The sequence below is a fragment of the Planctomycetota bacterium genome (assembly GCA_039182125.1).
Taxonomy (GTDB): Bacteria; Planctomycetota; Phycisphaerae; order Tepidisphaerales; family Tepidisphaeraceae; genus JBCDCH01.
Genome location: JBCDCH010000002.1, coordinates 27,256 through 53,626 on the forward strand (window position 1 = coordinate 27,256; position 26,371 = coordinate 53,626).

Below are 26,371 nucleotides of genomic sequence, written 5' to 3' on the forward strand. Positions count from 1 at the left end.
TCATGCGAATGCCCGTTCGTTCGGAAGTTCCGGGCAACTTCCGATGATGGAATCGCCGGTTTGTGGTGTATCATGTGGTTCCCTGTGCGGCAAACGCCGTGGAAATGCCAATGTTCCGTTTTATCGGACATCATCGAGACTTAAGGCCGGCATCGCCCCCGGAGGTGTGAGATCGACGCCATCATCGCCAGAGTAGTTTTCGTCATCGTCATTGCGGGCGGAGCGTTGTGGATTTTCAAACGCCCGGCGGTGGCGGTCGGCATTCTGCTATGCACCTATGTGCTCGAACAATGGGTGCAGACCCAAGACTCTTTCTTCGTTGCCAATACGAAGTTCACCAACGTTGCCGTCGGCATGCTGATCGTGTTGGCGTTGGGCGTGAGGGCGATCCGACGCGACCAGCTTTTCAAGCCGTTTCCGCCGGTGGGCTGGGCCGTGCTGGCGCTGCTGGTTTACGCGATCGTCAGCGTGATCTGGAGTCCGTACAGCGGAGCTCAGAGTCGCATCATCGACACATTACCGTACTTCATCGCGTTCGGCCTGCTGATGCCGTTCGCGGTGTCGAAATTCGAAGACGTCCACGCCAGCGCGATGACGTTGCTGTTTCTCGGCACCGCCTTGGTCCTGCTCGCCATCACGACCACCGATTGGGACGGACGGGGCATGACGTTCCAGGGCAGCGTGAGCTTCGGTACCCGGACACGCGACGTCGGCTCGCCACTGGCGGTGGCCACGCTCGCCGGCAACGTGGCGATGATCGTCGTGCTGCTCAACTTCACTGGTATCAACCGCTTCTGGCAGCTGGCACGCTGGGGTGTCGTCGCACTCGGGTTCTACGTCGCGCTCAAGTCGAACACGCGCGGACAGGTCTTCGCCATGCTCATCGCGGGGCTGTCGTTCATTCCCTTGAGCCGACGCATCGCATCTTGGCGTGGGTTTTTCGGCACCATCGTCGCCATCGGGTTCGTGGCCATTCTGGCCAACTTCCTCATCGACTACATGGTCGGCGGGTCCGAGCGGTGGTCGGCCGAGCGCATGATCGAGGTGTACGGAAGTTCGCGCGTTCGCATGTCGGCCGACCTACTCAGTGCGTGGGTCGATGCCGGCCCGTTGGCGTGGGTGTTCGGGCTCGGCTACGCGGCCAGCTATGACCCGACAATCATCGGCTTCTACCCGCACATCGTCCTCGTCGAAGCGCTGGGTGAGCTCGGCATCATCGGCTTTGCGATCCTGTGGCTCGTGGTATTTTTCGTTGCTCGGAGCATCTACCGGCTTTGGCCTGTCGTCAAAGACTATCCCGAAGCACGAGGCGTTGTTGCGGTGCTCGGTGCGATGTTCTTCTTCGAGGTGATTCTCTCGTTCAAGCAAGGCACGTTGCTCTCGGCTCACACGACACTGGCCTTCGCCGTCATGCTTGGCCGGCTGGAGATGAACTATGTTCCAGCCGCCGCGACTCAACAGGTCACCGACGAAAACTACGACTACGGGTACCTGCCCGATGTCGCACTGCCCAACCTCAACGGCTAACGCTCACCGCGGCTTTGCGGATCGCAGCTTCCAAGCCGTCGACCATGTTCGAGAGAGAGAACTCGGAACGAACGCGCCGAATCGCCGCGTCAGACATGCGTTGGCGTAGTGCTTCGTCGTCGAGGAGGCTCCTGATCTTGACGGCCAGATCGCCCGCATCGCCGTCGCGGTAAGTCAGCCCGGTCTCGCCTTCGACCAACGCGATGATCTCAGGGTTTTGCCTCTCGACGGCGGCGGCGGTCACGACGGGCAAGCCGTAGCTCATCGCATGGATCAGACTCAGGCCGATCATCGCCGGGTAGACGAACACGTCCGCCGCGGCGAAGTAGTGGGCCAGCCGACGCTCGTCGTAGACCGGACCGACCCACACGACGCGGTCACCCACACCGAGCCGATCAGCTTCGGCACGCAACGGCATCGCATCCCCCCCACCGACAACAAGCAGCTTTGCCGCAGGCAACTCCGTAAGTGCTTGTAGCAACAGATCGAGCCGCGACTTCGGCGATACACGGCTGACGAACAGCAACACCGGCGCATCCCCAAGTTCGTGCTCGGCGCGTACCGACGTCCCGCCATCATCGACCGCCGCGCGGGCGGCTTCCATCGGAGCGCCGTCGAGTGTGTTGGCCGCAACGAAGACACGGCCGGCGTCGTATCCGTCCGCGATGAGTTTGTCAGCGGTCGCGCGGTCATAGAGCACCACCGCGTCCGCACGCTTGCCCAACGCATCGCGGCGACGTTTTCGAAACGGCGTTTCGCGCTTGGAGTAACCGTGACCCCACAGCACCGTGCCCACACCATGACGGCGAGCTCGACCTAGCGCAGGTTTGAGCGCCAAGTCATTGGCATTCCACGACATCACGATGACGTCCGCATTCGATCCCGCCGCCGCCCAGTTGGCCGGCTCCCAACGCAACGGCAACTTGGGCAAACGCCAGGTCGACACCGGCCGGCCACGAAATCCGTCCGGCTCGACATTGCTCAACCCCCGCACCGCGCTATACCAGACGTCGAGGTCGATCCCGTCACGCTCGGCCAGCGCGCGAAACACGGGAATGCGGTACTTGGCCAGTGCGGGTTGGCAAAGGATGGTTTTGATCGGGTCGGAAGCCGTCACAAACGGAGCATCCAACATCGCCGTCGACGATGCAAACCACCAACGCCCGTTCGCCTTGCCGTGGGGTGTGCGGTGGTCGATACTCCGAACGTGACTCGGCCGACCGATCCCTCGTTCGATCCTTCGTTGCACGTGCTCCAAGTCGTGCCGCACCTACTCCCCCATCGCGGCGGGGTCATGAAAATGGTGTCGGATCTCGTGCCGGTGCTGATGCGAGCGGACGCATCGGTAAAGATCACGGTGGGTTGCTTCGACTTCGAGACGCCGCCGCCGGCATGGGACGAGTTGGACACCAACCGGTTTCGACTGGTTCACCTCGGACGCGACGGTGTGTCACTCGAAACGCTGGCCGACGACGCCCATGTGATGCACCTGCACGGCGTCTGGGACCCGAAGGTCGCGCGAGCTTCGAAGGTCGGCATCAAAACCGACACGCCGTGGGTGATTTCGGCCCACGGGATGCTCAACGATTGGGCCGTCGCGCACCGCGCGTGGAAGAAGAAGATCTTCCTGAAGCTGCTCGGCAAACGACACTTCGGCGGGTCGTCTGGCGTTCATGTCACGGCCGCACAAGAACGCCAACAGGCACGACGCAACCTGCGATCGACCGTCGACCTGCCGGACGATCACTTTCGAGTCATCCCGCTGGCCATCGACGACACGCTGTTCGGGCCGGTACCCGATCCGACGCCTGCGCGGCGGGAGCTCCTCGCCGATGTGCCTGCCGACGCGCCGATTCTGCTCTTCGCGGGCCGGATGCACCCGGTCAAACGAATCCACTTGCTCATCGAAGCGCTGCCGAAACTCCACGCGACCGGCATCGACGCCCATGTTGCCATCGCCGGTGCCGACGTTGAACACACCGAAGTGGATCTTCGCCAACGCGTCGACGACCTCGACCTGCGGAATTCGGTCCACTTCCTAGGGTTCGTACGCGGGGAGACGCTTCGGTCACTTTATGCCGCGGCCGACCTGTTCGTGTTGCCGTCGATCAGCGAGAACTTCGGGCTTGTGCTGCCCGAAGCACTGCTATGCGGGACGCCGGTGCTCACGACGCGTGGCGTGGACATCTGGCAGGAGCTCGAAGCAGCCGGTGCGAGCGTGCTCGAAACCGTCGACGCCGACCGGATCGCCGAAGTGGCTGGCCAACTGTTGTCAGACCGGCCGGCCCTTAGCGAACTCGGCCAACAAGGCCGCGCGTGGGTCGAAGCCAACCTCGAACCCATCAACATCGCGGGTCAATATCTCCAACTCTATCGCGACGTGATCAAGCGGCCCTGAGACGGCTGCGAAAGATCGGGTCGAACGCGGTGAGGAATCCGCCCTGGATCAACACGCCCAAGCCGTGCCCCCAGAGCCCGAAGGCGAGCAGCACGACGCCACTGATGATCCAGATCGGATTAAGCACCTTGATGCTGAAGCTCAACGCGTCGACGAGTTTTGCCCGCTCGGCGTCGTCCATCGGGCCGATCGCACGTAAGCCCGTGGCGGCGAAAACCAGGTCGATGAGCCCCCAAATCACGAACTGCCAGCCGAACGCATCGGGGTGTCCCTCGGTGAGGAAGATCAACCCCGAGCCGCTGAAGACACTGAACACGGCAAATCCGGCGAGGATTCGAGAAAACAACCAATGCACGCGACGCGGCGGATTGACCGGATCGGCGGGGATCGTTGTTTGGCTCATCGGGCGGTCATGTCCCATGCGGTGATGTACTCGGGCTCGCCGACCTGCTCGAACCCGCGCTCTATCAGGAGTTCTTCCATGTGCGGCAAGTGGGCCGCGCCGTAGAAGACGCCGAGGTGCTTATCGCCGGCGTCAATCTGCTTGTCGAGCACCTCGAACGCGACGTTGTTCCGCTCGTGAATGATGACACTTCCGTTGGGCCCGTCGAACAGGCGGGTCATCTGATCCATCTGGCGCATCTGCTTGGCGAAAAGCAGTTTCAGCTGGCGGGCGCGGTCGGGCGCTTGCATCGCCTGGAGAAGTTCCATGAAGTCGAGCTGCTCCATCTGTGCCATCTCTTCCTGCGTCGGCGGGTTCAGCATCGCCTTGATGAACAGATCGAGGAATGTCTCGTTGCGATCCTGTTGGAGGCGGGTGAACGTGGCCGCATCAAGGTCGGCGTGGACGAAGTTGGGCTTGTGGTAGTCGATGCGGTCGAGCTGGAAGTCGAGCTCGAGTGCTTGCTTCATGAGTACCTGCAGGTTACCGATCATCGACGCGTCCAGATCGAACTGCCGTTGACCACCCGCCCGCGGCGGCGCGGCTCCCTCGGGAAGCACCAACTCGTACAACAGACTGTCGTACGCGGGGAACCGATCGTTGAGCGTCTCGAAGTAAGCGCGGTCACCGATGTGAACGGCCCCGATGAGGTCAACAGTGACGCCGTCGGCGTTGCGGTAAGTGACGATGGAGGTCTGCAACTCGCCGCCGTTGCCGCGATCGTTGAACTTGATGAACTTCTCGGCATCGGATGCCGGCGGCTCGGGCGCTTCGACTTCCTGGCCAGCGGCACGACGGGCAGCTTCGGCCGCGCGACGGGCTTCTTTGGCGGCTTGCTCGGCACGCTCGGCGGCTTCGGCCGCACGCTCGGCAAGTTCCGCCGCCGATGGCTGCTCGCGCGTCGTCTCGGCCAGCGCCACCGGGCCGCCCATGCCAACAAAACACAGCAACGCCGTCAGGCCAACAGCCTTAACCGCACCACGCACGCGTTCACTTGTTCCGTTCATCGTGTTCTCCGTTCAATATCAATGAAAGTAACGACTCGACTTCTCGTCATGCGCTAGACGCATTGATGTTACACACCTGCCTGACGGCCAAGTGTCCGCGATTTTTGGATGCAGCGCATCGCTCGAGATACTGACAGCAGACAAACGAAAGACTAATGACCAAAACAGGCTGGTGTCCGTTTGTCACCGAGAGACCTATCTTGTGGTGCAACGCGAGAAGGAGCCCACGACCCGCGTCGCCCCGCCTGCTCCTCAGCTGTGATGCGTTGTGAAAAATCGATGGCTGGTTTGAACGCCTCGCATCGGTGTGTGCCGGGGGCAACTGGACCGGAGAAAGCCCCCCCCTCTTTCTCCCGCTCCCGGCACTTTGATCTCCCCCCTTCCCATCGCACGCCGCTGACCCAACCGGTCGGCGGCGTGTACTTTGGTGGATCACTTGGCCTTATGGATGAGCCACAGGTTTCGCGCGTAGATACCCCAGCCGGTGCCCTGGCCGAGAACACCGACGATGTCGCGGCGCCAGACGAAGTAAATCAACAGCAACGACGCCCCGCCCAAGCTCATCCACCAGAACACGACCGGAACGGTGGACCGTTTTTGCTTTTCGCTGACGAGCCACTGCACGAGCATGCGGCCGGTGAAGAGTACTTGGCCGAAAAGGCCGAGTCCGACCATGAGTAGACCGGCCGGTGCCGTAACATCGAAGACGGTTTGCCACCAGTGCCGACCACGATCACGGCGCTCAAGCTCCGCGGCAAACTCGTCGGCCGTGAGACGGACACCGGCATCGGTCACGAAGACCGGGGAACCATCGGCATCGCGCTCGACCTGGAGCGTGCCGATACGGTCCGACATACGCACCGGTGCGGCGGCAATGGACAACAGCAGTAGGAAAATCGCGAGCCGTGAAGGATTCACGAGCGATCCGGGCCGAGCGGGCCGACCTCGTCGGTCTCGGGCTGGTCGACGTGCGTGACCAGCGGCGCGGGGTGCTCGCTGACGGCTTCGAAGTGCTCGACATCCGGTGTCAATTCACGCCGCTTGGCCCACTCACGGATGCAACGCGCGATGGCCGCGTCGAGGTCGTCGAGATCATCCGGATCGAGATGCTTGATGTAGCTGACGTCACCGCCGTTGGATCGGGCCTGATGACGGATGCTCTCGACGAGTTCCTTGCCGTGGCCGCGTTCGAACAGATCGACCGGGATACGACGTGCGACGTAAATCGCCTCCGGCATCTCGGTCCGGTCACGGAGCAGATCCTGCGCACCGCGTAACGCCTCGTCCCGAGACGCAAAACGCCCCGCGAAAGTCTCGCGGTCGAAGCTATAGCTGTACCAACGTCGGTTGCCGGTCGGCACTTTCACGTCGGTTTCAGGTTCACTCATCAACGAGGTCACGTCGTCATCTCCTGCTGTGCTGTTCCGGACCGCTGTGGTTGTACACAAGCATCGGCCCTGTCGCGGCAAGTTGTCAAGGACAACACCCGCCGATCTCGGATCAAATCCATCATGATTCAGACACCCGCATCATCGGCCGGTTTGTCGGCCGCGTCCCGGGCATTTTGTTGCTGCTCACGGACCGGGTCGATGCCGGCGGCTTCCAGCAGATCGCGTCCTTGACCGACCTGTAAAAGAACCACCTCGTCGCCCACGTCGACGCCGGAGACAATCTCGGCATGGGTCGTGCTCGACGCCGCAACCTCGACCTCGACCGGTACGGGCCGACCGTCGTCGCCGCGCTTGAACACAAACCGCTGCGAGCCGACCGTGTACACCGCGCCCAGCGGCACCGCGATCACATCCTCGCGACGGTCGATGAAAATCTCCGCGTTGACCTTCATCCCGGGCTTCAGACCTTCGGGCGTGTCGGCCATCAAAAGTTCGACCGGGTACTCACGTACGTCCGGGTTGAACCATCGTTGGTTGCTGTCGGCGACAACGGAGATGCTGCTGACGGTCGCGTCAATGGGATCACCGCCGGAGTTGAGCATGAGCGTCGCACTCTGGTCGAGTTCGATCATGCCGACCCGGCTCTCGCTGATCTTGACGACCGCCTTCATCGACTGCGTGTCGGGCAGGCGAATGATCGTCTGCCGCTCGCGGACACTGGCACCTTCGGTGATCTGATCCTGTTCACGCTGGTTGCCCGCAGCACCGTACACGACCAGACCTGCGATCGGCGCGCGAATCTCCGACGCGGCCAACTGTTGTTCGCACCAATCCATCCGTTCTTGCCGGTTGAGCAGACGAAGCTCGCGGGACTTCACATTGGCTTGGTTACGGCTGATGTTGGCTTTGCCCTGACGTTGCACACGGGCGAGTTGCTGTTTCCGCTGGGCCAGCACGTTCCGCTTGCTGGTCAGATCCTTCGGATGCGTGTACTCGGTGAGCACGTCGTAGTCGGTCTGGGCCTTTTCGAGCGCGTTGCGGGCACGAATGAGGGTCAACTCCCGCCTCTTGACGTCCGAGCCGGTGGCGAAGTTCTTGGAGAAAAGCTGCTGGGTCTGGAGTAGTTCTTCCTCGGCATTACGAAGATCAATCTTCGCCATCTCAACGGCGGTCCGAGCGTTGGACTCAAGCTGTGGGTAGACGCCCTGCTCGTACTGCCGAAGGTCCATCTCGGCAAGCGTCAACGCGACCGTGGCCGCTTCGATGTCCGCCTCGACTTTCTCTTTCTCGATCTCGAGCTGCTCGGTCGCGTTGATCAGATCATTTTCCGCGCCTTGAAGTTCAAGCTCGGTTTCCTGAAACTCACGCTCGATGCCGGAGCTGTCGAGCCGAACGAGAAGGTCGCCGGCTCGCACGAACGTGCCTTCCTCGACGAGTTCGACGATCGTGTTGTTACCTTCGAGACGGGAAACGACTTCGGTGCTGTTGACCGACTGGAGCTCGCCGTCCTTGCGGACCGTGATGTCGAGGTCCATGCGTACGACCGGCTCGTAGGTAACGGCGTCGATGACTTCGCCCGACCCATTCATCGCCACGGCAGCAGCCATGCCGCCGCCGAGCAGCGCGACCACCGTCACGCCCGCCGCCAGGGGAACCCAGCGGCGTTTGGGTTTGCGGGCCGACTTCGGGGGCGGTTGGGTTTCTGGGCGTCGGTCCATGTCTTCAATGTACGCCGCCAGCGTTTTAAATGTTTCAATCCTGCGAGGGATTCTCGTATTCAAGCTGCGGCAGGCAGTCGTATAGCAAATGTGGTACCACGTCCCAGCTCGGACTCGACTGAAATCGTGCCACCGTTGTTTTGCACCAATCGCCGGCAGATGGCAAGGCCCAATCCGGTGCCACGCTGTTTGTCGGGGCCACCGGTCGATTTCGTCGTGAAAAACGGCTCGAATACCCGCTCGTGGTGCTTGGGATCGATGCCCGGCCCGGTGTCGGCCACCCGAACCACCACGAACGCGTCTTCTTCGAGTTCCGCCGTGACCGTCAGCCGTCCGCCACCGGTCGATTCCATCGCCTGCTTGGCATTGATGAGCAAGTTCAGCAGAACCTGCTCGGCCTGCACCGCATCGCAACGGAGCTTCACCCCCGGCGGCACTTGCACCCGCAAGGCGATCCCGTCCTTGCTCGGATCCCGCGCCAGCACGGCAAGCACTTCGTCGATGATCTCTTGCAAGTCCGCCGACCCGCCGCGTGAGCCGCGGGAGAGGTTGAGCATGCTCGAACAAATCCGCCCGGCTTTCTCGGCATTCGTCGCTCCCCGCCGCAAGGCCTTCTCGATCATGACCATGTCCGGCTCGCCCTTCTCCAAGCCCGAGAGCGCGAACTGGCTGTAGCTGATCATCGGGGTGAGCAGGTTGTTGAACTCGTGCGCCACGGCGGCCGCGACGGTCCCGATCGCGGCCAGTCGCTGGCTCTCGACCAACGCGTCCTGGAGCTGATTCAACTGACGCTCCGCATCGTCAAGGCGCTCGAGCAACTGCTCGGCGGTCGGGGGCATCGTCTCGGTGGGCACTCTGGGTTAGTCGGCATCCGCGACGCGATGTGTGCATGCGCGGACGTTATCGGACAGGCACGTTCGTCGGTTCCTCGCCCCGGACCCAGCGTTGGCGCAGCCGCCAGTGCGCGTCGTCGCGATCAGGGTGGTCCATGCGATAGTGCGCACCACGACTCTCGGTCCGTGCCGCGGCGGCCTTCACGATGAGCCGGGCGATCGTCAGCATGTTTTGCAGCCGCAACCCGTCGGCGTCGTCGAACACCTTGTCCATGATGTACCGGCCCCAGAACCCGATGATCTCGCGGGTCTCATCAAGACGGTCGCCTGTCCGCTCGATCCCGGCGTTGCGCCACATCAAACTCCGCAGGCTGCTGCGCACGTCGGTAATGTCGAGCTGGGTCCGCTCCGAGTGCGGTACGTCGTGGCTCAGTTTCATCGGGAAACGGAGCTTGTCGCACAGCGCACGCTCTCCCGCTTCGCGGCCGCAGGCTTCGCCGTACGCTAGTCCTTCGAGCAGCGAGTTGCTCGCCAATCGGTTCGCCCCGTGCAGACCAGTGCAGGTGCATTCCCCGGCGGCGTACAACGCCTCGACGGAGGTCTGCCCGATCTCATCGACCTCGAGCCCGCCGATCATGTAGTGCGCCGAGGGATGCACCGGGATGGGATCGGTCTTCGGATCGATGTCGAAGTCGTCGCAAAGCTGGATCAATCCCGGGAAACGGCACGAGAAGTGGGCCCAATCCAAGTGGCGCACGTCGAGGTAGACGTGGGTGAACTCGGTCTTGCGAATCTGGTCGACGATGGCGCGTGCAACGACATCACGCGGGGCGAGTTCGGCATCGCGGTGAACGTCGGGCATGAAGCGATGGCCGTGGCGGTCGATCAGGTACGCCCCTTCGCCACGAACGGCCTCGGTGATGAGTGACCGCCCGGCACCGGCGACGTAAAGCGTCGTCGGGTGGAACTGCACCATCTCCATGTCGAGCAGCGCCGCCCCGGCCCGCCATGCCGCGGCATGTCCATCCGCAGTGGCGATGTTTGGGTTGGTCGTCTCGCGGTAGAGCATGCCCGTCCCGCCGGTCGAGAGGATCGTGCGCCGTGCCCAGACCGCGTGGAGCTTGCCGTCGATCTGCGCCAATACGCCGACGCACCGACCGCTCTCGTCGGTGAGTACGTCAACCACGAACGCCCCTTCGAGCACGCGAATGCCGTCGCGGCCGAGTACGGCACGGATCTGAACGTTGGACAACTCGCGCCCGGTGGCATCGCCGAAGGCGTGGAGGATGCGGGCGAAGCTGTGGCCCGCTTCGAGGGTCATGCTGAGTTCGCCGGCCGGCCCCTTGTCGAAGTTCGCACCCCACTTGAGAAGTTCCAACACCTGCTTGGGGCCCTGCTCGACGACGAACCTGACCGCCGCCTCGTCACACAGTCCTGCTCCGACCGCGAGGGTGTCGGCGGCGTGGGCTTCGGGCGAATCATGCTCGGTGTCGAGCACGGCGGCGATCCCGCCCTGTGCGTACCACGTGTTGCTCTCGGCGATCGTGTCCTTGGTCAGCAGCAACACCTCGGCACCCGCATCGGCCGCCGCGATCGCCGCCCGCAACCCCGCCACACCCCCGCCGACGACCAGCACGTCGGCCACCTGTTGCGGCAACTTCGGGGCATGAAACGGAACCAGGTACCGGCGCTCGTCATACAGCGACATTCGTCAAGCATATCGAACCCGTTGCGTCGAGCCGAAGATCGTGGAGAATCGAAAGCGGCCGGGGACACGAAAGAGGAGTCTCGTGAACAACGCAGAGGACGAACCGACTTGGCAACGGGACGACCCGAGCGACTCGAACTCGAGTCCCGATGCGTCGTCGTCCAAGTTGCCGCGGTGGCTCGGCAAACGAATCGGCCGGTTCCGCGTGATTTCCGTTCTGGGCAAAGGCGCTTGGGGCCAGGTGTTCGAAGCGGAAGACACGCAGCTACGCCGGCGGGTCGCGCTCAAGTGCATCAATATCAACTCCAAGCAACGCGGCATCGTTCCGTTAGAACGTTTGCTCACCGAAGCTCGCGCCGCCGCCGCGATCGAGCACCCGAACGTCACGCAGATTTATGAGGTCGGCGAGACCAAGGGCATCTTCTACATCGCGATGGAGCTGGCCGAGGGCGGCAGCACGCACGCGCTGGTCAAGACCGCCGGGCCGATGGACGTGGTGCGAGCTTGCACGCTCTGCGCCGAGGCGGCCGACGCGCTGCAACTGGGCCACGACTGCGGCATCGTCCACCGCGACATCAAGCCGGCCAACCTCCTGCTCGGACGCAACGGCCGGTGCAAGGTCGCCGACTTCGGCCTCGCCCACGGCGGCGACGTCTCCGATCCGCTTCATGCTTCCAAACAAGGCGGTACGCCGTTCTACATCGCCCCTGAAATCGTTCGTGGCTCCGAGGGTGATGCCCGCGCCGACATTTACTCTCTTGCCGCGACGCTCGTGTACCTGCTGACCGGTCGTCACATCGTTGAGGGGGAAACCCGCGCGGCCGTGCTCAAAGCACAAGTCGACCAGCCGCCGCTCGATGTCCGCGGCGTCCGGCCTGAGATTGATCCGGGCTTGGCCGACGTGATCGCCAAAGCGCTCTCGAAAGACCCTGGCACGCGATTCCAAACGGCCGGCGAGTTTGCCACGGCTTTGCGTGTCTACACGGTCCCCGTCAACAAAGCTGGCACGGCGATCGGCGGTGTGGATTGGAAGAAGGTCGGTCCGATCGCGGTCGGCATCGGAGCGTTGGTCGTCCTGCTGCTTGTGATTCTTCCGTTCATCGGCGGCGATGGCGAAGCCACCGAAGACACCAACGCAAGGAGCAGCGACAGCGCAGCCGATCGCACGCCGACCAACGACGCCGTAGCTCAAACCACCCGGCACACGTTCACGCTCGACGTGAGCGCCTGGGCGAACAAGCCCGACACCGTGCATGTCGCCGGGGATTTCAACGGCTGGGATGAGTCGGCAACGCCGTTGACGGACCCGAACGGCGACGACACCTGGTCGGTCGTCGTACCCCTTGAGCCGGGCATGCACATGTACAAGTTTGTCGTCAACGGCGATCGCTGGATCAATGACCCGGACGCCGACCCCAGCCTCGACGCCGGCGACGGTCACGGCGGCATCAACAACGGCGTGCTGATCGGCCCGTAGCCGGTGTCGGTCACTTCTTGGTAAACACCACGTTCGGCTTGCCGTCAAACTGCAACGTGAGACTCGTGTCACCCACGTTCCGGACGAACGCGCTGTCGGCAAGCCCGCCATCGATCATCCAGACCAGCTCCGGCTCATCGCCGCTGGTGAGGCGCCATGTGCCGAACGACGGCAACGCACCCCACTCGCTAAACGCCCAAGCCGCGCCGGGTTTACCGGTCGGGTTGCCGGTATCGAACTCGAACGTCTTGTCCGCGTTGAGCACCAACGTCAAGGGAACATGGTCGTACGACGCGGTCCAGGTCCCCTCGACACTTTCCTCGGTCACCGGCAAGCTCGCTTCGCAACCGAGCAACGCCAACAATAGCAGCATGGGCAGAAATCTCATTGCCACATCATGCACGATCGCGCCGAGTTTTGAAGTGCGACGAGCTAGGCCGTTTCGCGGGTGACGATCTTGTAACCTTCGCGTTCACCAACGCCGCGTAGCGGGTAGTCCTTGCGGAGCGGGAAGTTACCGAAACCGTTCCAGCTCATGATGCGGCGCAGATCCGGGTGGCCCTCGAAGATGACGCCGAACATGTCGTAGACCTCGCGCTCCATCCACTCGCCACCGGGCCAGACGCCGCAAACGCTGGGAACCACGAGACCCGGATCGCCTTGCTCCAGCGCGTTCTCGTCACGGAAGCCGTTGGCGTCGGAGTCTGGCACGGTGTCGCGCTCGGGGTTGAGGAACACCTTGAGCCAGAGCCGGTTGTTGTGCGGGATGCTCGTCAGCCCGTACGTCACCGCAAACCGCCCCGGCGTCTTCTGTGAAAAGCCCAGGTAATCCGCACCGTTGACCTCGGTGAGGTGGTCGTACCGCAGGTTCGGATCATCACGCAGGTAGGCACAGACCTCCACGATCTTCTCGCGAGGGGTCACCAGCGAGACCATGCCGCGGAAGTCCTTGGCTAGGAACTTGATCTCCGGGAACTGCCGCTTGAGCGGCTCGATCGCGGGGTGGTCGATCTTCGGCTTGCTAACGGTCGCGGTGGCGGCTTCATCGGACATCGCCGTGATGATTGAGATTCCGCCGTCGCCGGTCAACGTGACGGAAGGTTTGCGTGGGCTTCGTGCCCGAATCATCAGTGCGACCGACGCAGGATCACGGCGGTCTGGTCGTCGGTTTGCGGGCCATCGCCGACATGAGCAGCAACGACATTCTTTAGCCGCGCCAACACGTCCGCCACGCTTCCGGGTTGACTCGCGGCAACGATGAGCGGGCCCTGGTCGAGCTCCTCGCCGGCGGCATTCTGGGCTTCGTAGAAACCGTCGGTCAGCAGCAACAGCATGTCCCCGACGTCGAAGGCAAAGTGACGCCCGAATGGCTCGGCTTCCTCAGACGGCAAGTCTTCGAGGATTCCCAGCGGCATGTGCGTCGCATCCCGGACATCGGCGGTGCCATCGACGCGGAGCATGACCAGCGGCGCCTGCCCGGGCGCGGCATAGGTGAGCGTGTGGGTCGCCGGGTCGAGGATGCCGATGAACGCGGTGATGAACCGGGTCGCCGAGAGGTCGTTGGCGAGTTGGGCGTTGATGTCGTTGAGCAACGTCGCGGGGTCGGCATCGAGCCGAAGCCCGACGCGGAGCATCGACCGCGCCTGCGTCACCGACAGCGCCGGGCCGACGCCGTGACCCGTCGCGTCGGCGAGGAAGATGCATATGCGACCGTCGGGAAGCGGGATCAAGTCGTAGATATCGCCACCGGTCTCCTCGGCCGGGTCGGCGTGGGCGGCGATCTCGTAACCGGGCACCGCAGGCGTTTCGTTCGGAAGCACGTCCTCCTGGATCTGCCGAGCGATGGAGATTTCCTGTTCGAGCCGTTGCTTGGCCAGCCGGTCTTCGAGCAACCGGGCACGTTGGAGGGCGACCGCGGCCTGGTCCGCGAGTGCTTCGGCGAGTTGTTGGTGATGCGCGTCGAACGGCCCGTCCGCGTGGTTGAGCAGTTGCAATACGCCGACCAGTTCGCGGTCGAGGCCGACAAGCGGTATCGACAACATCGACCGCGTCCGAAAGCCCGTCGCCTTGTCGGTGTCGGCGTGAAAGCGTGGGTCGGCGTAGCAATCGGGGATGTTGATGGTGGTGCGTGTCTGGGCGGTCTCGCCGACGATGCCGCGGTCGGACGGGATGCGAATGGCCGGCCCATCGACGCCGGTGCCGACGAACATGAACAGTTCGCCCGCCGGCTCGTCGTGGAGGAACACGCTGCCGCGTTCGGCCTCGGTCACCGCAAGCCCCGACTCGATCACCGCCGCAAGCACCTCCGGCAACTCGACGCCCTGGGCGATGTGGCGGGTCACTTCCAGCACACGTGTCAGATCTTGGGGGGTCATTCATCCCCCACTTCCAGCACACGGAAACAGCGCAACTTGCCTTCGTTTTTCGTGTCGATCTCGTGGCTCTCGACCGTGCAGTGTTTCCACACGCGGGCATGGACCTGCGGGCTGATGAGCACTTCGCCGGGCAGCGCGCCGTCGCAGTAGCGGGCGGCCTTGTTCACCGCGTCGCCGATCACGGTGAACTCCTGACGGTCATCGCTACCGATGAACCCCTGCAGCACTTCCCCGCTGTGCACGCCGATCCCGATCTCGCAGATGGGCAACCCGGCAGCGGTACGTTCGGCGGTGATGTGCGCGATCGCGCCACGCATCGCCAGCGCGGCACGGACGGCGCGGACGTGTTGCTGCTCGTCAGGCGGCGGGAAGCCCCAGATCGCCAGGATCGCGTCGCCGATGAACTTGTCGACGATCCCACCCTCGGCATGCACGATCGGCACCATCGCGGTGAAGTACGCGTTGAGCATGTCGACCACATCATCCGGCTCCATGTCCGCGCTGGTCCGCGTGAAGCCGCGCACGTCGCTGGTGAGGATCGTGACGCCCAGCCGTGAACCGCCGAGCCGCGTTCGGCCCTTCTGCTTGAACAGCCATTCGACCACCTGCGGCGAAAATTGCCGTGCGAGGTTCGCCTTGGCCGTGGCCTCGCGGCGAACCTCTTTTTGCAGGCGCAGGTTGGTCAGCGCCATCGCCGCGTAGTTGGCGACGGCGAGCATCAGCCGAAGGTCGTCTTCGGCGTACTCGGCACCGCTCGACGGATTGTCGGCGCAGAGCGCGCCGTAGGTGTGACCGCCGAAGGTCAACGGCGCGTACATGCCGGTGTGGACGTTCTGGCGGATCATGCTGGTGACCGCGTCGCCGCCGGGCGCGTCGTCACGCCAGATGATGCCTTCGCCGGAGTCGATGACCCGTCGGGCGAGGGTTTCGCTAACGGCGGCGGAGACGCCCGGCGGACTGACATGAGCCGCCAGAAGCAGCGCATCACCCTCGACCAGCAACAGTCCCGCCCGCGTGACGTTCGGCAGCACCGCCACGAGCCGATCCACCACCGACTGCAAGAGCCCGTCCGCGTCCGCCTCTTCGGCGAAACTCAGCGGCAGCTCATACAGCATCTGCAACCGCTCGGTGTTGGCACCGGTCGGTGGCTTGCTATCGGCGGCGGCAAGCGCCGTGCGCACGGTTCCGGGCGGTGTCTTGAGAATCGCCCCCGGTGCGGTGCTCGCGCCTGCACCGTGCAGGCGGAGCGTGGTTTCACCCATGATCAGCGTGTCGCCGGGACGAAACGGCTGTGGACCCCGGCCGCGAATCTCGGTGCCATTGAGCTTGGTACCCCACCGACTGTCGAGGTCTTCGATGAACCACACCTCGCCACGTGGAAACAACTTCGCGTGGGGTCGGCTGATCGACGCGTCGAACGAAAGGTCGATGTCGGGTTCCGCGCCGGGTTTGCTCCGCCCGAGAACGGCCGGCCCGTCGAGCGGGACGCGCTGCTTCTGCTTGGCGTGCAGGATGGCCAGTTCGAGCGGCACCGCCGCAGGGTAGCACATCCCCACCAAGGCTCACCACGCATACGCCTCGGGCGCCGGGCCACCGGGGCCGGGGAAGATCTCGTCGAGGAGTTTCATGTGGCCGCCGTCGATCTTGATGTCGACCGCTCGGCAGATGCCTTCGAGTTGTTCGATCGTGCGCGGGCCGATGATCGGGGCGGTGACGCGGTCGTCCTGGAGCATCCACGCGATCGCCAGATCGGCAGGCTTCTCACCGATGTCGTCGCAAAGACTCTCCCACTTTTCCAACTGCGGACGCAGGTCTTCGATCCGCTTCTGTGTCTGCTCACTGGCGCGGCGTCCGCCTTCGGCCTGCTTCTTGAGCACACCGCCGAGCAACCCGCCGGCCAGCGGCGACCACGGGATGACGCCGACGCCATAGTGCTCGCAAGCCGGCAGCACGTCAGTCTCGATCGCGCGGTCGAGGAGCGAGTACTTCGACTGCTCCGATACGAGCCCGAGCATGCCGAGCCGCTTGGCGTTCTCGTTGGCCGCGGCGATGTGCCAGCCGGCGAAATTGCTGCTGCCGGCGTACAAGATTTTCCCCTGTTTGATCAGCGTCTCAAACGCCTGCCAGCACTCCTCCCACGGCATTTCACGCGCGATGTGGTGCATCTGGTAGACGTCGATCCAGTCGGTTTGCAGTCGTTTGAGCGAGTGCTCGCATTCGAGAATGATCTTACGTGCCGAGAGGCCGCGCTTGAGGTTGCGGTCGGGCAGGTCGTCGTTGTCCATGTCGCCGAAGACCTTCGTGGCAAGCACCGTCTGCTCCCGCCGCGTACCGCCCTGGGCAAACCAGTTGCCGATGATCCTCTCGGTGACGCCTTCGCCCTTGCTCCACCCGTACACGTCGGCGGTGTCGAAAAAGTTCACCTCGAGCTCCAGCGCCCGGTCCATGATCGCGAACGAATCCGCCTCGGACGTCTGCGGCCCGAAGTTCATCGTGCCGAGACAAAGCTTGGAAACTTTCAGGCCGGTGCGTCCGAGGGTGGTGTGTTGCATGCGGATGAGCATAGCGGCAAAGCCCACGACTTCAGCCGTGGGCTTTAGTTGCCGGATACCGACTCGCATTTGCCGAAGCGAGCTTCCAATGCTTGAAGCACCCCGTCATCGAGCGGGTCGGCGTTGATCGACGCGAGGTTCGCGTCAAGGTGGGCGGTGTTGCCAGTTCCGAAGAGGGTGACGTCGATGCCGGGCTCGTGACGGGCGAAGCGGTAACCGGCGTCGGTAATGGCCGGGCCGTCTCCGAGGAAGTCGAGCACGTCGGCGGCCATGTCTATCCGGTCCAACACCTCGGCCCGCTTGGTGGGATCGGTCAGCGCGCGACGGACGGCGAACATGCACAGCGTACCGATGTTCAGCCGCCGTGTGTGTGGCAAGACATATCGACGGGCCGAGGGGTTGAGCAGGTTGAAGCCGACCATGAGGATGTCGAACACCTCGGCCCACTCGGGCTCGGCGTAGAGATCACGGGCCATCGCATGACTCGGCTCCGCTTGGAAAAGTTCGCTGATCGCGAGAAAACGAATCTTTCCCGCAGCCTGCACGTCACGGAGCACCGGAACGATCTGGTCCATCACCCGCGGCAGCTCATCCCGTGACACGCCATGAACGTGGTAGGCGTCGATCATGTCGACACCGAGTTCGGCAAGGCTCGTGTCGATCGCCTCCGCAAAGTGTTCAGGCGTGTGATCGCCGACCCGAAACTTGCTGGTGATGAACAGTTCGTCACGCCGGCCGCTCTCCCGGATCGCCCGACCGACGACGGGCTCGGTGCCATAGGCGCGGGCTGTGTCGATCAGCGTGACACCTTTATCGATCGCGTGTCGGACGACCCGGACCGCGTCGTCTTCGGTGTTGCCGTAACCCTCACGCAGTCCCAACCGACTCGGCCCACCGCAGCCGAGCCCGGCGATGCTGACGTTGACACCCGTTCGACCGAGCGTGGTGGTTTGCATATCGGCACGCTACACGAACAACGGCACGAACCCGAACGCCTCGACATCGACCAGGCCGCGGTCGGTGATCTTGAGCTTGGGGATGACTTCCAACGCCATGAAGCTCATCGCCATGAAGGGGTCGTGCATCGGACTGCCGAGCTTTCTCGCGGCGGCGAGCAGGTCGGCCATTCGATGGCGGACGTCCTCGATCGGCTCGTCGCTCATCAGGCCGGCGACGGGCAACGGGAGTTGGGCAAGGACCTTGTCGCCATCGACGCAGCAGAGCCCGCCATGCATGTCGGCGACGCATCGAGCGGCGGCGGTCATGCTCGCGTCGTCGGCGCCGATGACGACGAGGTTGTGGTGGTCGTGGGCGACAGTGCCGGCGATCGCGCCGCGCTCGAGACCGAAGCCTTGGATGAAACCGAGACCGACATGACCGTGTTTTCCGTGGCGTTCGATCACTGCCATCTTGAGAACGTCGTTCGCGATGTCTGACACCGCATGACCGTCGACGATTTTCGCGTTCAGGTGCCGCTCCTCGGTGAGCAACTGACCTTCCAGCGAACCGATGACGCGGAGCTTGTGCCCCTTCGCAGCAATACGGAAATCAGGTTCGTCAGGGACGACGCACTTGCCCCATGCGTCGACCGGCGGGGCCGATTTGGCGGCTTGGATCAGCACGTCCGCGTCGATCAGTCGCCCGCCGACCATCGTGTGCTTGACGTCCATCTCGGTCAGATCGCCGACAAGCACGATGTCGGCGAAGTATCCGGGCGCGATCGCTCCACTGCCGACGAGGCCAAACCGCTCGGCGGTGTTGAGCGTCGCCATCCGCACGGCCGTCACCGGCTCAATCCCGAACGCGATCGCGCGACGAACCATCATGTCGATCGAGCCTTCGGCCAACAGATCATCAGGCGTGCGGTCGTCGGTGCAGAAGCAAATGCGTCGGTTGTTCTTCTCGTTGACCAGCGGCAGAAGCGTGTCGAGGTTGTGAGCGTTGGTCGCTTCGCGGATGAGAACGTACATGCCACGGGCGAGTTTCTCAGCGGCTTCCTCGATAGTGGTGCATTCGTGGTCGGAGTCGATGCCGGCGGCGGCGTAGGCATTGAGCGCGTTGCCCGAAAGCCCCGGTGCGTGCCCGTCGCGTTTGGCCAGGTCGAAGGCGGCGAGCTTGGCGAGCATGTCGGGATCACCTTGGACCACGCCGGGGAAGTTCATGACCTCTGCGAGCAGGCCGACAACGCCGTCGTGCTTGAGCCGGGCCAGGTCGTCGGCACCGAGCGTCGCGCCGGCGGTGCCCATGTCGGTCGCAGGAACGCAACTCGGAGCGGCCCAGTGAAACCGTGGGGCCGGCAGCGCCGACGCTTGGCGCGCCATCGCACGCACTCCCGCCACGCCGGCCACGTTCGCGATCTCGTGCGGGTCGGCCACGACATGCGTCACCCCCCTCGGCACCACCGCCCGTGCGAACTGCCCCGGCACGCACAACGAACTCTCGACATGCACATGCCCATCAATCAACCCGGGCAACAAGTACGCCCCACGGGCTTCGACGACTTCAACCGCTTTCTTGTACTTACCCACACCGGCAATCCGTCCGCCGTGGATCGCGACGTCGGCCCGCTCAATCTCACCGCTGAACACGTTGACGACGCAACCGTCGGCAAGGATCAAGTCCGCCTCGGCATCTCCGCGGGCCACGGCGAGCAACTCCGAGAGGTCAAAGTGGCGATGCATGAGCCGAGTGTAACGACAGAACGTTTCACATCACTACACTGTTGCCGTCGTGACGTTTCTATTGCTCTTTGCCGCCGTTAGTGTGTCGCTGGGGATCAGCGCGATTTGTTCGCTGCTCGAAGCCGCCCTGCTCTCGCTCACGCCGGGTCAGGTCGGCGAACTCAAACGCACCCGCCCGGTCATCGGCGAGATCTGGGAGACGTTCAAGAAAAACGTCGAGAAGCCGATCAGCGTCATCCTGATTTGCAACACCGCCGCCCACACCATCGGCGCGACCGTCGCCGGTGCGGAGTTCGAGCGGCTCATGGAGCTCTACGGCTACCAGGGCGGGTGGACGGTCTTCGCCTTCGGTGCGGTCTTCACCGTGCTGATGCTGCAGTTCACGGAGATCCTGCCCAAGACGATGGGCGTGAAGTACAACACGACGGTCGCGACGATCAGCGGCCGACCGATGCGGTTCCTGGTCTGGGCGATGGGGCCGGTGCTCGCGGCGATCCGCTTCGTGAACAAGCCCTTCGAGGGCGGCGGCGGACACGGGCACGGCACGTCGGTCACCGTCGACGAAATCGCCACCCTCGCCGCCATCGCCAAGGGTGGCGCGGTCATCGACGCGCAGCAGGAACGCATGATCCGCACCGCCGGCAAGCTCGGCGACATCCGCGTCCGCGAGATCATGACCCACCGCAAGGACGTCCGTTTCCTCCGGCTCAACGACGACTTCGCGACCATTCTCCAGACGCTGCGCGACGCACCCTACACCCGCCTGCCGATCGTCGACGGATCGCTCGACACGATCCTGGGCGTGGTGCATCTGCGCGACGTGTTCAACGTGCTGGCCCTGGTGCCGGGGCGAATGCACCTTCAGCCAAATCCGGATAAGCCCGACGAGTTGATGGCGATTCCCAGCGACAAGCCCGGCGGTGAGATGCACGCGATCGGCACGGGCGCGGTGGACCTCAAGGCGATCATGCGGCCGATGCCGTTCGTGCCCGACACGCAGCCCATCGACGCCCTGCTCAAGCAGTTCCAGACCGGCGACTCGCACATGGCTGCGGCGGTCAACGAGTACGGCGCGGTCGAAGGAATCGTCACACTCGAAGACGTGTTGGAAGAACTCGTCGGCGACATCGAGGACGAGTTCGACGATCGCGACGGTGCGAGCGAACTCGAAGAACGTAACGGCGTCTGGCACGCGACCGGGGACATCGCGTTGCGTGACGTGGCCGAGAAACTCGCGCTGCCCGAGGACGTGTTCGACGACGCCGGCGTGGTCACGCTCGGCGGCTGGCTCACCCACGAACTGTCCCGCTGGCCCAAGGTCGGCGACACCGTCCCCGTCGCCGATCGCACCGTCCGCGTCGCCAAGATCGAAGGCAAGACGCTGCACGTTGTCATCGAGCAGCCGATTGCGGACGCGGGTGAGTGAATGCGTTAGGCCTGTTCGCTTAAGCGAACGGGCCGGGGCGAGTACGGTGTTTTCCATGCCCGACTTCGTCTCATCGACCAACCCGTACTTCCTACTCCCCTTCGGCATTTTCATCGGCGTGTTCAGCGCCTTCACCGGCCTGGGCGGCGGCGCGGTGATCGTGCCGGTGCTGGTGCTGTTGCTCGGCTTCGATCAAAAGTCCGCTCAAGGAACGAGTCTGGGCGTGATCGCGTCACCGCTGCAGATTCCGGCGATGGTCAAGTACTACGGCGAGGGCACGCTCAAGATCGCCACCGCCGCCTGGATGCTCCCGGGCGTGTTCATCGGCAGCTACTTCGGCGCGTGGGCGGCCAACGCGCTGGACACGGGCGTGCTGAAGCTGACGTTCGGGTTCATCCTCGTGTACGTCGCCGGCTACCAGATCTTCGGCAAAGCCGCCGGCGTGGGTCTCGGCCGAGCGGTTGTGATGAGCACGGTCCTCGTCGCCCTTGCCGGCGGACTGTGGGCAGTGAACAAGTGGGTGCTGCCCGGCACCACCGGCTGATCAGGAACCGCGCCGCCACCCGACGCGGTTCTACGGTGGTTTTCGCATTCGGCCAGATCTCGACATACTCTGGGATCGCATGGACGCCACGATGACCGCACGGACACAATCGGACGCACCGACGTTGCCGCGCAAGCGGTGGGAAGTGCGGGCATGGCCGGACAATTGTGCGGACCTGGCACGGGACACGGACGTCTCGGAGCTGGTTGCTGGGCTGCTCAAACAGCGCGGCATCCATGATGCGGAGGCGGCGCGGAAGTTCCTCAAGCCGACGCTCGCGGACCTGCTCGATCCGTCGGACCTGCCCGGCTGCGATGACGCCGCCCACCGACTCGCCAAGGCGCTGCGGCAGAACGAAAAGATCGTCATCTACGGCGACTACGACGTCGACGGCATCACCGCGTCGGCCATCCTCTACCACACCCTCACCCTCCTCGGCGGCGAGGTCGCGACGTACGTGCCCCACCGCATCGAGGAGGGCTACGGGCTCAACGGCGATGCGGTACGGGCGCTGGCCGATGCGGGCGTGGACGTGATCGTCACCGTCGACTGCGGCATCACTGCGACCGAGCAAGCCACCATCGCCGCTAATCGCGGCATCGACCTGATCATCACCGATCACCACACGCCCACACAAAAAGGGGACAGTCCCCTTTTCCCCGAGTGTTGCGCGATCGTGCATCCGCAGGCGGGCGAGGGATATGCGAATCACGACCTGTGCGGCGCGGGCGTGGCGTTCAAGCTGGCGTGGGCGGTGGGCCGGTGCGTGGCGGGCGGTAGCCGGGTGCATCCGAAGCTGCGCGACTTCCTCGTCGACGCGGTCGGGCTGGCAGCACTCGGGACCGTCGCGGACGTGGTTCCGTTGACCGGCGAGAACCGCGTGCTTGCCCGACACGGACTGGCCGGGCTCAAGCACTCGAACCTCGACGGCGTCAAAGCGCTGATCAAGGTCGCCGGGCTCGACGGTCAGGATGTCGACGCGTTCGACGTCGGCTTCAAGGTCGGCCCGCGCCTCAACGCCGCCGGCCGGATGGGCCACGCACGGCAGGCGGTCGATCTGCTCACCACCGCCCCGCTGCACGAAGCGGTCGACATCGCCGAGTTCCTCGCGAAACAGAACACCACCCGCCAGGCAACCGAGCGTGAGATCGTCGCCGCGGCGATCGAGCAGATCGAATCCGCCGGCTTCGCGACCGACGACCGCCGCGCGATCGTCGTCGCTGGCGATGACTGGCACCAGGGCGTGGTCGGCATCGTGGCCTCGCGGCTCGTTGAGAGGTACTGCCGGCCGACCGTCGTGCTCGCCGGCTGCGAGGACGGAAGTCTGACCGGCAGCGCCCGCAGCATTCCCGGCTTCGACCTCGCTGCCGCACTGGCGCATTGCACCGACCACCTCCAACGCCACGGCGGCCACGCGATGGCCGCCGGGCTCACGCTCGACGCGGCGAACCTCGACGCGTTCCGCGATGCACTGACCGCCCACGCCAACGACCTACTTGAGCCGACGGACCTGGTGCCCCGCCTGCGGATCGACGCCGAGGCAACGCTCGATCAACTCACGCCGGCGTTGGTCAAACAGCTCGCCTTGCTCGGCCCGTTCGGCGCGGGCAACAGTCGGCCGGTGTTCGTGTTCCGCAACGTCCTGCTCGCGGCCGACCCGAGGCCCGTCGGCCGCAACGGCGACCACCTGCAGCTGCGCGTCCGCTCAGGACAAACGCCGATGAAGTGCATCGCGTTCAAGATGGGACCGCACGCGACGGAGCTCCGCCAAGGCCAACGGCTCGACATCGCCGGCGTGCCGTCACTCAACCATTGGAACGGAATGACCAGCGTCGAGCTTGAGGTTCGCGACATCACCGTCCGGTAACGAAGCCGCGCGGGCGGCGTCGGATTTGTGACCGCATCCCCGTTGATTACCGGCCGTGATGTAAAAATGGGTAATTTTTCGATTTTTGTCGCGGGGTCGGCGGTCATCTGTAAACTTGCGATCAACCGCCATTTCGTACCGAAAGTGCCGGATTTGTCCGTATGAAACCGACATCCTTCGCCCAAGACAAATTTTTCAACGCCATGCTCGAGAAGCTCGAAAATCGCCGGCTCCTCTCGTCCACGCTCTTCCACGAAGCCCCTGCGGTCGAGGCCCCGGTTGCGTCGGAGGTGCTGCGTAACGCGGCGGGCGAGATCGTCCGGTTGCCCGGCAGCGCGATCGGGCTCAACGGCGTCTCCACCGTCGCGGTCAACCTTCCGTTCAACGACGTCGCCAAGCACAACAACGGTTGGATCTCCGGCCCCGTCGACGGCAGTGTCTGGGACGACGGCCGGTCGCTCCCCCTGACCGAGGACGGCTACCCCGCCGGTCTCGCGCCCGGCCAGGCCGCCCGCAGTCCGATCTTCCAGGACACCGAAGGCTTCCACCCCACCGGTGAGTACGTCGTCGAATGGGACGGTGCCGGCGATGTCCAGATCCGCGGGCAACACATCTACGAAAAGGACACCGGCCCTGACCCCGGCCCCAACCGCAAGATCTACGTCCACAACACCGCAGGCAACATCTTCCTGAACATCATCGAATCCGACCCGGCCGATCCGGTCCGCAACATCCGTGTCTGGCTGCCCGATCGCGAGGACGCCCCCAGCCGATTCACCGACGAGTTCAAGGCCAACCTCGCCGACCATCCGGTGCTGCGGTTCATGGACTGGAACGTCACCAACGGCAACACCGACGTCGAATGGTCCGACCGCCCACAGCTCAGCGACGCACACTGGGGCTGGGAAGCCGGGGTTCCCTACGAGGTGATGATCGACTTGGCCAACGAAACGGGCAAGGACATCTGGATCAACGTGCCCCACGCTGCCAACGACGATTACGTCGCGCAGTTGGCCCGGCTGTTCAACGCTCGCCTCAACCCGGAGCTGGACGTCTGGGTCGAGTACTCCAACGAAACCTGGAACTCGGCGGGACCGTTCCGCGTTCAGTTCGATCACGTCGCGATGCTCGCCGAGCAATGGGGCATCTCACACGACGCGGCCCACGGCCGACGCAGCGCGGAGATCTTCGCGGTTTTTCAAACCGAGCTCGGCGGTGTCGATCGCATGGTCCGCGTCATCGCGGGACAAACGTTCAACCCCGGCGGTCTTGGCCTGCGGATCGACGGTGCTGGAGCCGAGAATGTCGATGTCGCGGGCGTGGCGTACTACTTCACCAGCCGCGAGACCGGCGAGTACATCAACGCCAACGCCGGCGATCTCGACTACGACGAGGTGTTTGACCGTATCGCCGCCGACACCGTCGATGCGGCCGACCAGTGGGCCAACGCGGCCTTCCGCACCCAGCAACGCGGCATCCCGCTCATCGCCTACGAAGGCAACCAACACCTCGACCGCATCAGTGCCGGCGGTGCCAATCCCCATCCGAACCTCGTTCCCGCCCTCCAATCGGTCACTCGCCACCCGCGGATGGAGCAGGCGTACCGCAACGCGCTCGAAGCCTGGGAAGACGCCGGCGGCACCATGCCGACCGCCTACACCGATGTCGCCAAATGGAACACCGGCCAGTGGGGACACAAGGAGTACTACAACCAGCCGAACGACGAGGCCACGCTCAACCGCGCCCTGCTGGGTTGGGTCGAGGAGCACCGAAACGGATTCTTCGTCGACGGCGGCAACGTGCTCGTTGGCGGTACGCGGTTCGAGTTCGAGCAAGGCCAGAGCGTCACCATTCGCATGGATGCCGGCTTTGCCTCGGCCCTGGACGAAGGTGACCTCGTCCTGACCAACCTAGACACGGGCGTCCGGATCGACATCAACGCGACGCATCTCGTCATCGACACCGAGCGTGACATCGCCGCGTTTTCGTTCGCCGGCTTCGAGCAGGGAATCCTGCCCGACGGCAACTATCGTGCGACCCTCTCGGCCAATGCCGCAGTCGATGGCAACAACGGCAACGTCGGCCCCGCACTCGCAACCGATGTCACACTCGACTTCTTCGTTCTTGCTGGCGATCTCGATCGCGACCGCGACGTCGATCTGTTCGACGCACTGACACTCCAACGCAACTTCGGCGACACCGACGATCCGGTCTTTTCTCAGGGCGACCTCAACTACGACGGCGACGTCGACCTGTTCGACGCCTTAATTCTCCAACGCAACTTCGGCCAAACCCTCCCGCCGGCCGGCAGCATCCCGCCCTCGCTCTTCGCCGGCGGAGCCGATGGCGATTCGGACGACGACGACACGTCCCCGCTTCGCCCACGCGGGAAACGGTGAAGCCACCGAACGGCCAAGAGCTTCGC

General features: G+C 64.1%; 22 protein-coding genes. 7 read left to right on the top strand and 15 right to left on the bottom strand.

Features of this window, described 5'->3' with window-relative positions:
- Nucleotides 1-249 precede the first annotated feature (249 nt).
- Entirely contained in the window at nt 250-1,527 is a 1,278-nt protein-coding gene (locus AAGD32_00675; GenBank protein MEM8872746.1) for a hypothetical protein, read from the top strand.
- Here the strand turns inward: AAGD32_00675 and AAGD32_00680 are convergent.
- The gene (locus AAGD32_00680) at nt 1,517-2,644 is read right to left on the bottom strand and encodes a glycosyltransferase family 4 protein (protein MEM8872747.1); all 1,128 of its coding nucleotides are present in this window, start codon (nt 2,642-2,644) and stop codon (nt 1,517-1,519) included. The genes AAGD32_00675 and AAGD32_00680 overlap by 11 nt on opposite strands.
- Nucleotides 2,645-2,734: 90 nt before the next feature.
- Here AAGD32_00680 and AAGD32_00685 point away from each other — a divergent pair, with 90 nt between their 5' ends.
- Entirely contained in the window at nt 2,735-3,925 is a 1,191-nt protein-coding gene (locus AAGD32_00685; protein ID MEM8872748.1) for a glycosyltransferase, read from the top strand.
- On the opposite strand, the gene AAGD32_00690 is transcribed toward AAGD32_00685, so the two are convergent.
- The 7 genes from AAGD32_00690 to nadB form a co-directional block, all read right to left on the bottom strand.
- Nucleotides 3,912-4,328: a hypothetical protein gene (locus tag AAGD32_00690; protein ID MEM8872749.1), complete on the bottom strand. Its 417-nt coding sequence runs from the start codon at nt 4,326-4,328 to the stop codon at nt 3,912-3,914. The two genes, AAGD32_00685 and AAGD32_00690, sit on opposite strands and share 14 nt — an antisense overlap.
- A complete protein-coding gene (locus tag AAGD32_00695) occupies nt 4,325-5,374 on the bottom strand; it encodes a hypothetical protein (GenBank protein ID MEM8872750.1) in 1,050 nt (349 codons plus the stop codon). Before AAGD32_00695 ends, AAGD32_00690 begins: the two co-directional genes overlap by 4 nt.
- A gap of 432 nt (nt 5,375-5,806) precedes the next feature.
- Nucleotides 5,807-6,049, bottom strand: coding sequence for a lipid-A-disaccharide synthase N-terminal domain-containing protein (locus tag AAGD32_00700; GenBank protein ID MEM8872751.1), 243 nt, complete (start codon nt 6,047-6,049; stop codon nt 5,807-5,809).
- A 239-nt stretch (nt 6,050-6,288) separates the two neighbouring features.
- The gene (locus AAGD32_00705) at nt 6,289-6,762 is read right to left on the bottom strand and encodes a hypothetical protein (protein ID MEM8872752.1); all 474 of its coding nucleotides are present in this window, start codon (nt 6,760-6,762) and stop codon (nt 6,289-6,291) included.
- 128 nt (nt 6,763-6,890) lie between these two features.
- Nucleotides 6,891-8,483 (bottom strand): HlyD family efflux transporter periplasmic adaptor subunit, encoded by a 1,593-nt coding sequence (locus AAGD32_00710; protein ID MEM8872753.1) that lies wholly within the window; start codon nt 8,481-8,483, stop codon nt 6,891-6,893.
- Nucleotides 8,484-8,542: 59 nt separating this feature from the next.
- Complete coding sequence (locus tag AAGD32_00715) at nt 8,543-9,337, bottom strand: ATP-binding protein (GenBank protein MEM8872754.1); 795 nt, start codon at nt 9,335-9,337, stop codon at nt 8,543-8,545.
- A 46-nt stretch (nt 9,338-9,383) separates the two neighbouring features.
- The gene (nadB, locus tag AAGD32_00720) at nt 9,384-11,024 is read right to left on the bottom strand and encodes an L-aspartate oxidase (GenBank protein MEM8872755.1); all 1,641 of its coding nucleotides are present in this window, start codon (nt 11,022-11,024) and stop codon (nt 9,384-9,386) included.
- Nucleotides 11,025-11,106: 82 nt separating this feature from the next.
- On the opposite strand from nadB, the gene AAGD32_00725 reads away from it, so the two are divergent.
- Entirely contained in the window at nt 11,107-12,501 is a 1,395-nt protein-coding gene (locus AAGD32_00725) for a protein kinase (GenBank protein ID MEM8872756.1), read from the top strand.
- Between the two features lie 10 nt (nt 12,502-12,511).
- Here the strand turns inward: AAGD32_00725 and AAGD32_00730 are convergent, their stop codons facing one another.
- From AAGD32_00730 to ade, 7 genes are all read right to left on the bottom strand, one after another.
- On the bottom strand, nt 12,512-12,874 hold the full coding sequence (locus AAGD32_00730; GenBank protein ID MEM8872757.1) for a hypothetical protein: 363 nt from the start codon (nt 12,872-12,874) through the stop codon (nt 12,512-12,514).
- 59 nt (nt 12,875-12,933) lie between these two features.
- Nucleotides 12,934-13,554 carry an NADH-quinone oxidoreductase subunit C gene (locus AAGD32_00735; protein ID MEM8872758.1) on the bottom strand — a complete coding sequence of 207 codons (621 nt, stop codon included), beginning with the start codon at nt 13,552-13,554 and terminating at the stop codon, nt 12,934-12,936.
- Nucleotides 13,555-13,628: 74 nt separating this feature from the next.
- The gene (locus AAGD32_00740) at nt 13,629-14,876 is read right to left on the bottom strand and encodes a GAF domain-containing SpoIIE family protein phosphatase (protein MEM8872759.1); all 1,248 of its coding nucleotides are present in this window, start codon (nt 14,874-14,876) and stop codon (nt 13,629-13,631) included.
- Complete coding sequence (locus AAGD32_00745) at nt 14,873-16,408, bottom strand: adenylate/guanylate cyclase domain-containing protein (GenBank protein ID MEM8872760.1); 1,536 nt, start codon at nt 16,406-16,408, stop codon at nt 14,873-14,875. Before AAGD32_00745 ends, AAGD32_00740 begins: the two co-directional genes overlap by 4 nt.
- A 30-nt stretch (nt 16,409-16,438) precedes the next feature.
- Nucleotides 16,439-17,428 carry an aldo/keto reductase gene (locus tag AAGD32_00750; GenBank protein ID MEM8872761.1) on the bottom strand — a complete coding sequence of 330 codons (990 nt, stop codon included), beginning with the start codon at nt 17,426-17,428 and terminating at the stop codon, nt 16,439-16,441.
- Nucleotides 17,429-17,472: 44 nt separating this feature from the next.
- Nucleotides 17,473-18,384 carry an aldo/keto reductase gene (locus tag AAGD32_00755; protein MEM8872762.1) on the bottom strand — a complete coding sequence of 304 codons (912 nt, stop codon included), beginning with the start codon at nt 18,382-18,384 and terminating at the stop codon, nt 17,473-17,475.
- 9 nt (nt 18,385-18,393) lie between these two features.
- The gene (gene ade, locus AAGD32_00760; GenBank protein ID MEM8872763.1) at nt 18,394-20,109 is read right to left on the bottom strand and encodes an adenine deaminase; all 1,716 of its coding nucleotides are present in this window, start codon (nt 20,107-20,109) and stop codon (nt 18,394-18,396) included.
- A 49-nt stretch (nt 20,110-20,158) separates the two neighbouring features.
- Between ade and AAGD32_00765 the strand changes: the two genes are divergently transcribed.
- The 4 genes from AAGD32_00765 (at nt 20,159) to AAGD32_00780 (ending at nt 26,345) form a co-directional block, all read left to right on the top strand.
- Nucleotides 20,159-21,535, top strand: coding sequence for a hemolysin family protein (locus tag AAGD32_00765; protein ID MEM8872764.1), 1,377 nt, complete (start codon nt 20,159-20,161; stop codon nt 21,533-21,535).
- 55 nt (nt 21,536-21,590) lie between these two features.
- Entirely contained in the window at nt 21,591-22,079 is a 489-nt protein-coding gene (locus AAGD32_00770) for a sulfite exporter TauE/SafE family protein (protein MEM8872765.1), read from the top strand.
- Between the two features lie 79 nt (nt 22,080-22,158).
- A complete protein-coding gene (recJ, locus tag AAGD32_00775) occupies nt 22,159-23,946 on the top strand; it encodes a single-stranded-DNA-specific exonuclease RecJ (protein MEM8872766.1) in 1,788 nt (595 codons plus the stop codon).
- 161 nt (nt 23,947-24,107) lie between these two features.
- On the top strand, nt 24,108-26,345 hold the full coding sequence (locus tag AAGD32_00780; GenBank protein MEM8872767.1) for a hypothetical protein: 2,238 nt from the start codon (nt 24,108-24,110) through the stop codon (nt 26,343-26,345).
- The last annotated feature ends 26 nt before the right edge of the window (nt 26,346-26,371 follow it).

Excerpts from the sequence above, each read along its gene's own strand:
- AAGD32_00690 (MEM8872749.1), bottom strand. The coding sequence starts at position 4,328 with ATGAGCCAAACAACGATCCCCGCCGATCCGGTCAATCCGCCGCGTCGC.
- AAGD32_00695 (MEM8872750.1), bottom strand. The coding sequence starts at position 5,374 with ATGAACGGAACAAGTGAACGCGTGCGTGGTGCGGTTAAGGCTGTTGGC.
- AAGD32_00700 (MEM8872751.1), bottom strand. The coding sequence starts at position 6,049 with ATGGTCGGACTCGGCCTTTTCGGCCAAGTACTCTTCACCGGCCGCATG.
- AAGD32_00705 (MEM8872752.1), bottom strand. The coding sequence starts at position 6,762 with ATGAGTGAACCTGAAACCGACGTGAAAGTGCCGACCGGCAACCGACGT.
- AAGD32_00710 (MEM8872753.1), bottom strand. The coding sequence starts at position 8,483 with ATGGACCGACGCCCAGAAACCCAACCGCCCCCGAAGTCGGCCCGCAAA.
- nadB (MEM8872755.1), bottom strand. The coding sequence starts at position 11,024 with ATGTCGCTGTATGACGAGCGCCGGTACCTGGTTCCGTTTCATGCCCCG.
- AAGD32_00730 (MEM8872757.1), bottom strand. The coding sequence starts at position 12,874 with ATGCTGCTATTGTTGGCGTTGCTCGGTTGCGAAGCGAGCTTGCCGGTG.
- AAGD32_00735 (MEM8872758.1), bottom strand. The coding sequence starts at position 13,554 with ATGTCCGATGAAGCCGCCACCGCGACCGTTAGCAAGCCGAAGATCGAC.
- AAGD32_00740 (MEM8872759.1), bottom strand. The coding sequence starts at position 14,876 with ATGACCCCCCAAGATCTGACACGTGTGCTGGAAGTGACCCGCCACATC.
- AAGD32_00750 (MEM8872761.1), bottom strand. The coding sequence starts at position 17,428 with ATGCAACACACCACCCTCGGACGCACCGGCCTGAAAGTTTCCAAGCTT.
- AAGD32_00755 (MEM8872762.1), bottom strand. The coding sequence starts at position 18,384 with ATGCAAACCACCACGCTCGGTCGAACGGGTGTCAACGTCAGCATCGCC.
- ade (MEM8872763.1), bottom strand. The coding sequence starts at position 20,109 with ATGCATCGCCACTTTGACCTCTCGGAGTTGCTCGCCGTGGCCCGCGGA.
- AAGD32_00770 (MEM8872765.1), top strand. The coding sequence starts at position 21,591 with ATGCCCGACTTCGTCTCATCGACCAACCCGTACTTCCTACTCCCCTTC.
- recJ (MEM8872766.1), top strand. The coding sequence starts at position 22,159 with ATGGACGCCACGATGACCGCACGGACACAATCGGACGCACCGACGTTG.
- AAGD32_00780 (MEM8872767.1), top strand. The coding sequence starts at position 24,108 with ATGAAACCGACATCCTTCGCCCAAGACAAATTTTTCAACGCCATGCTC.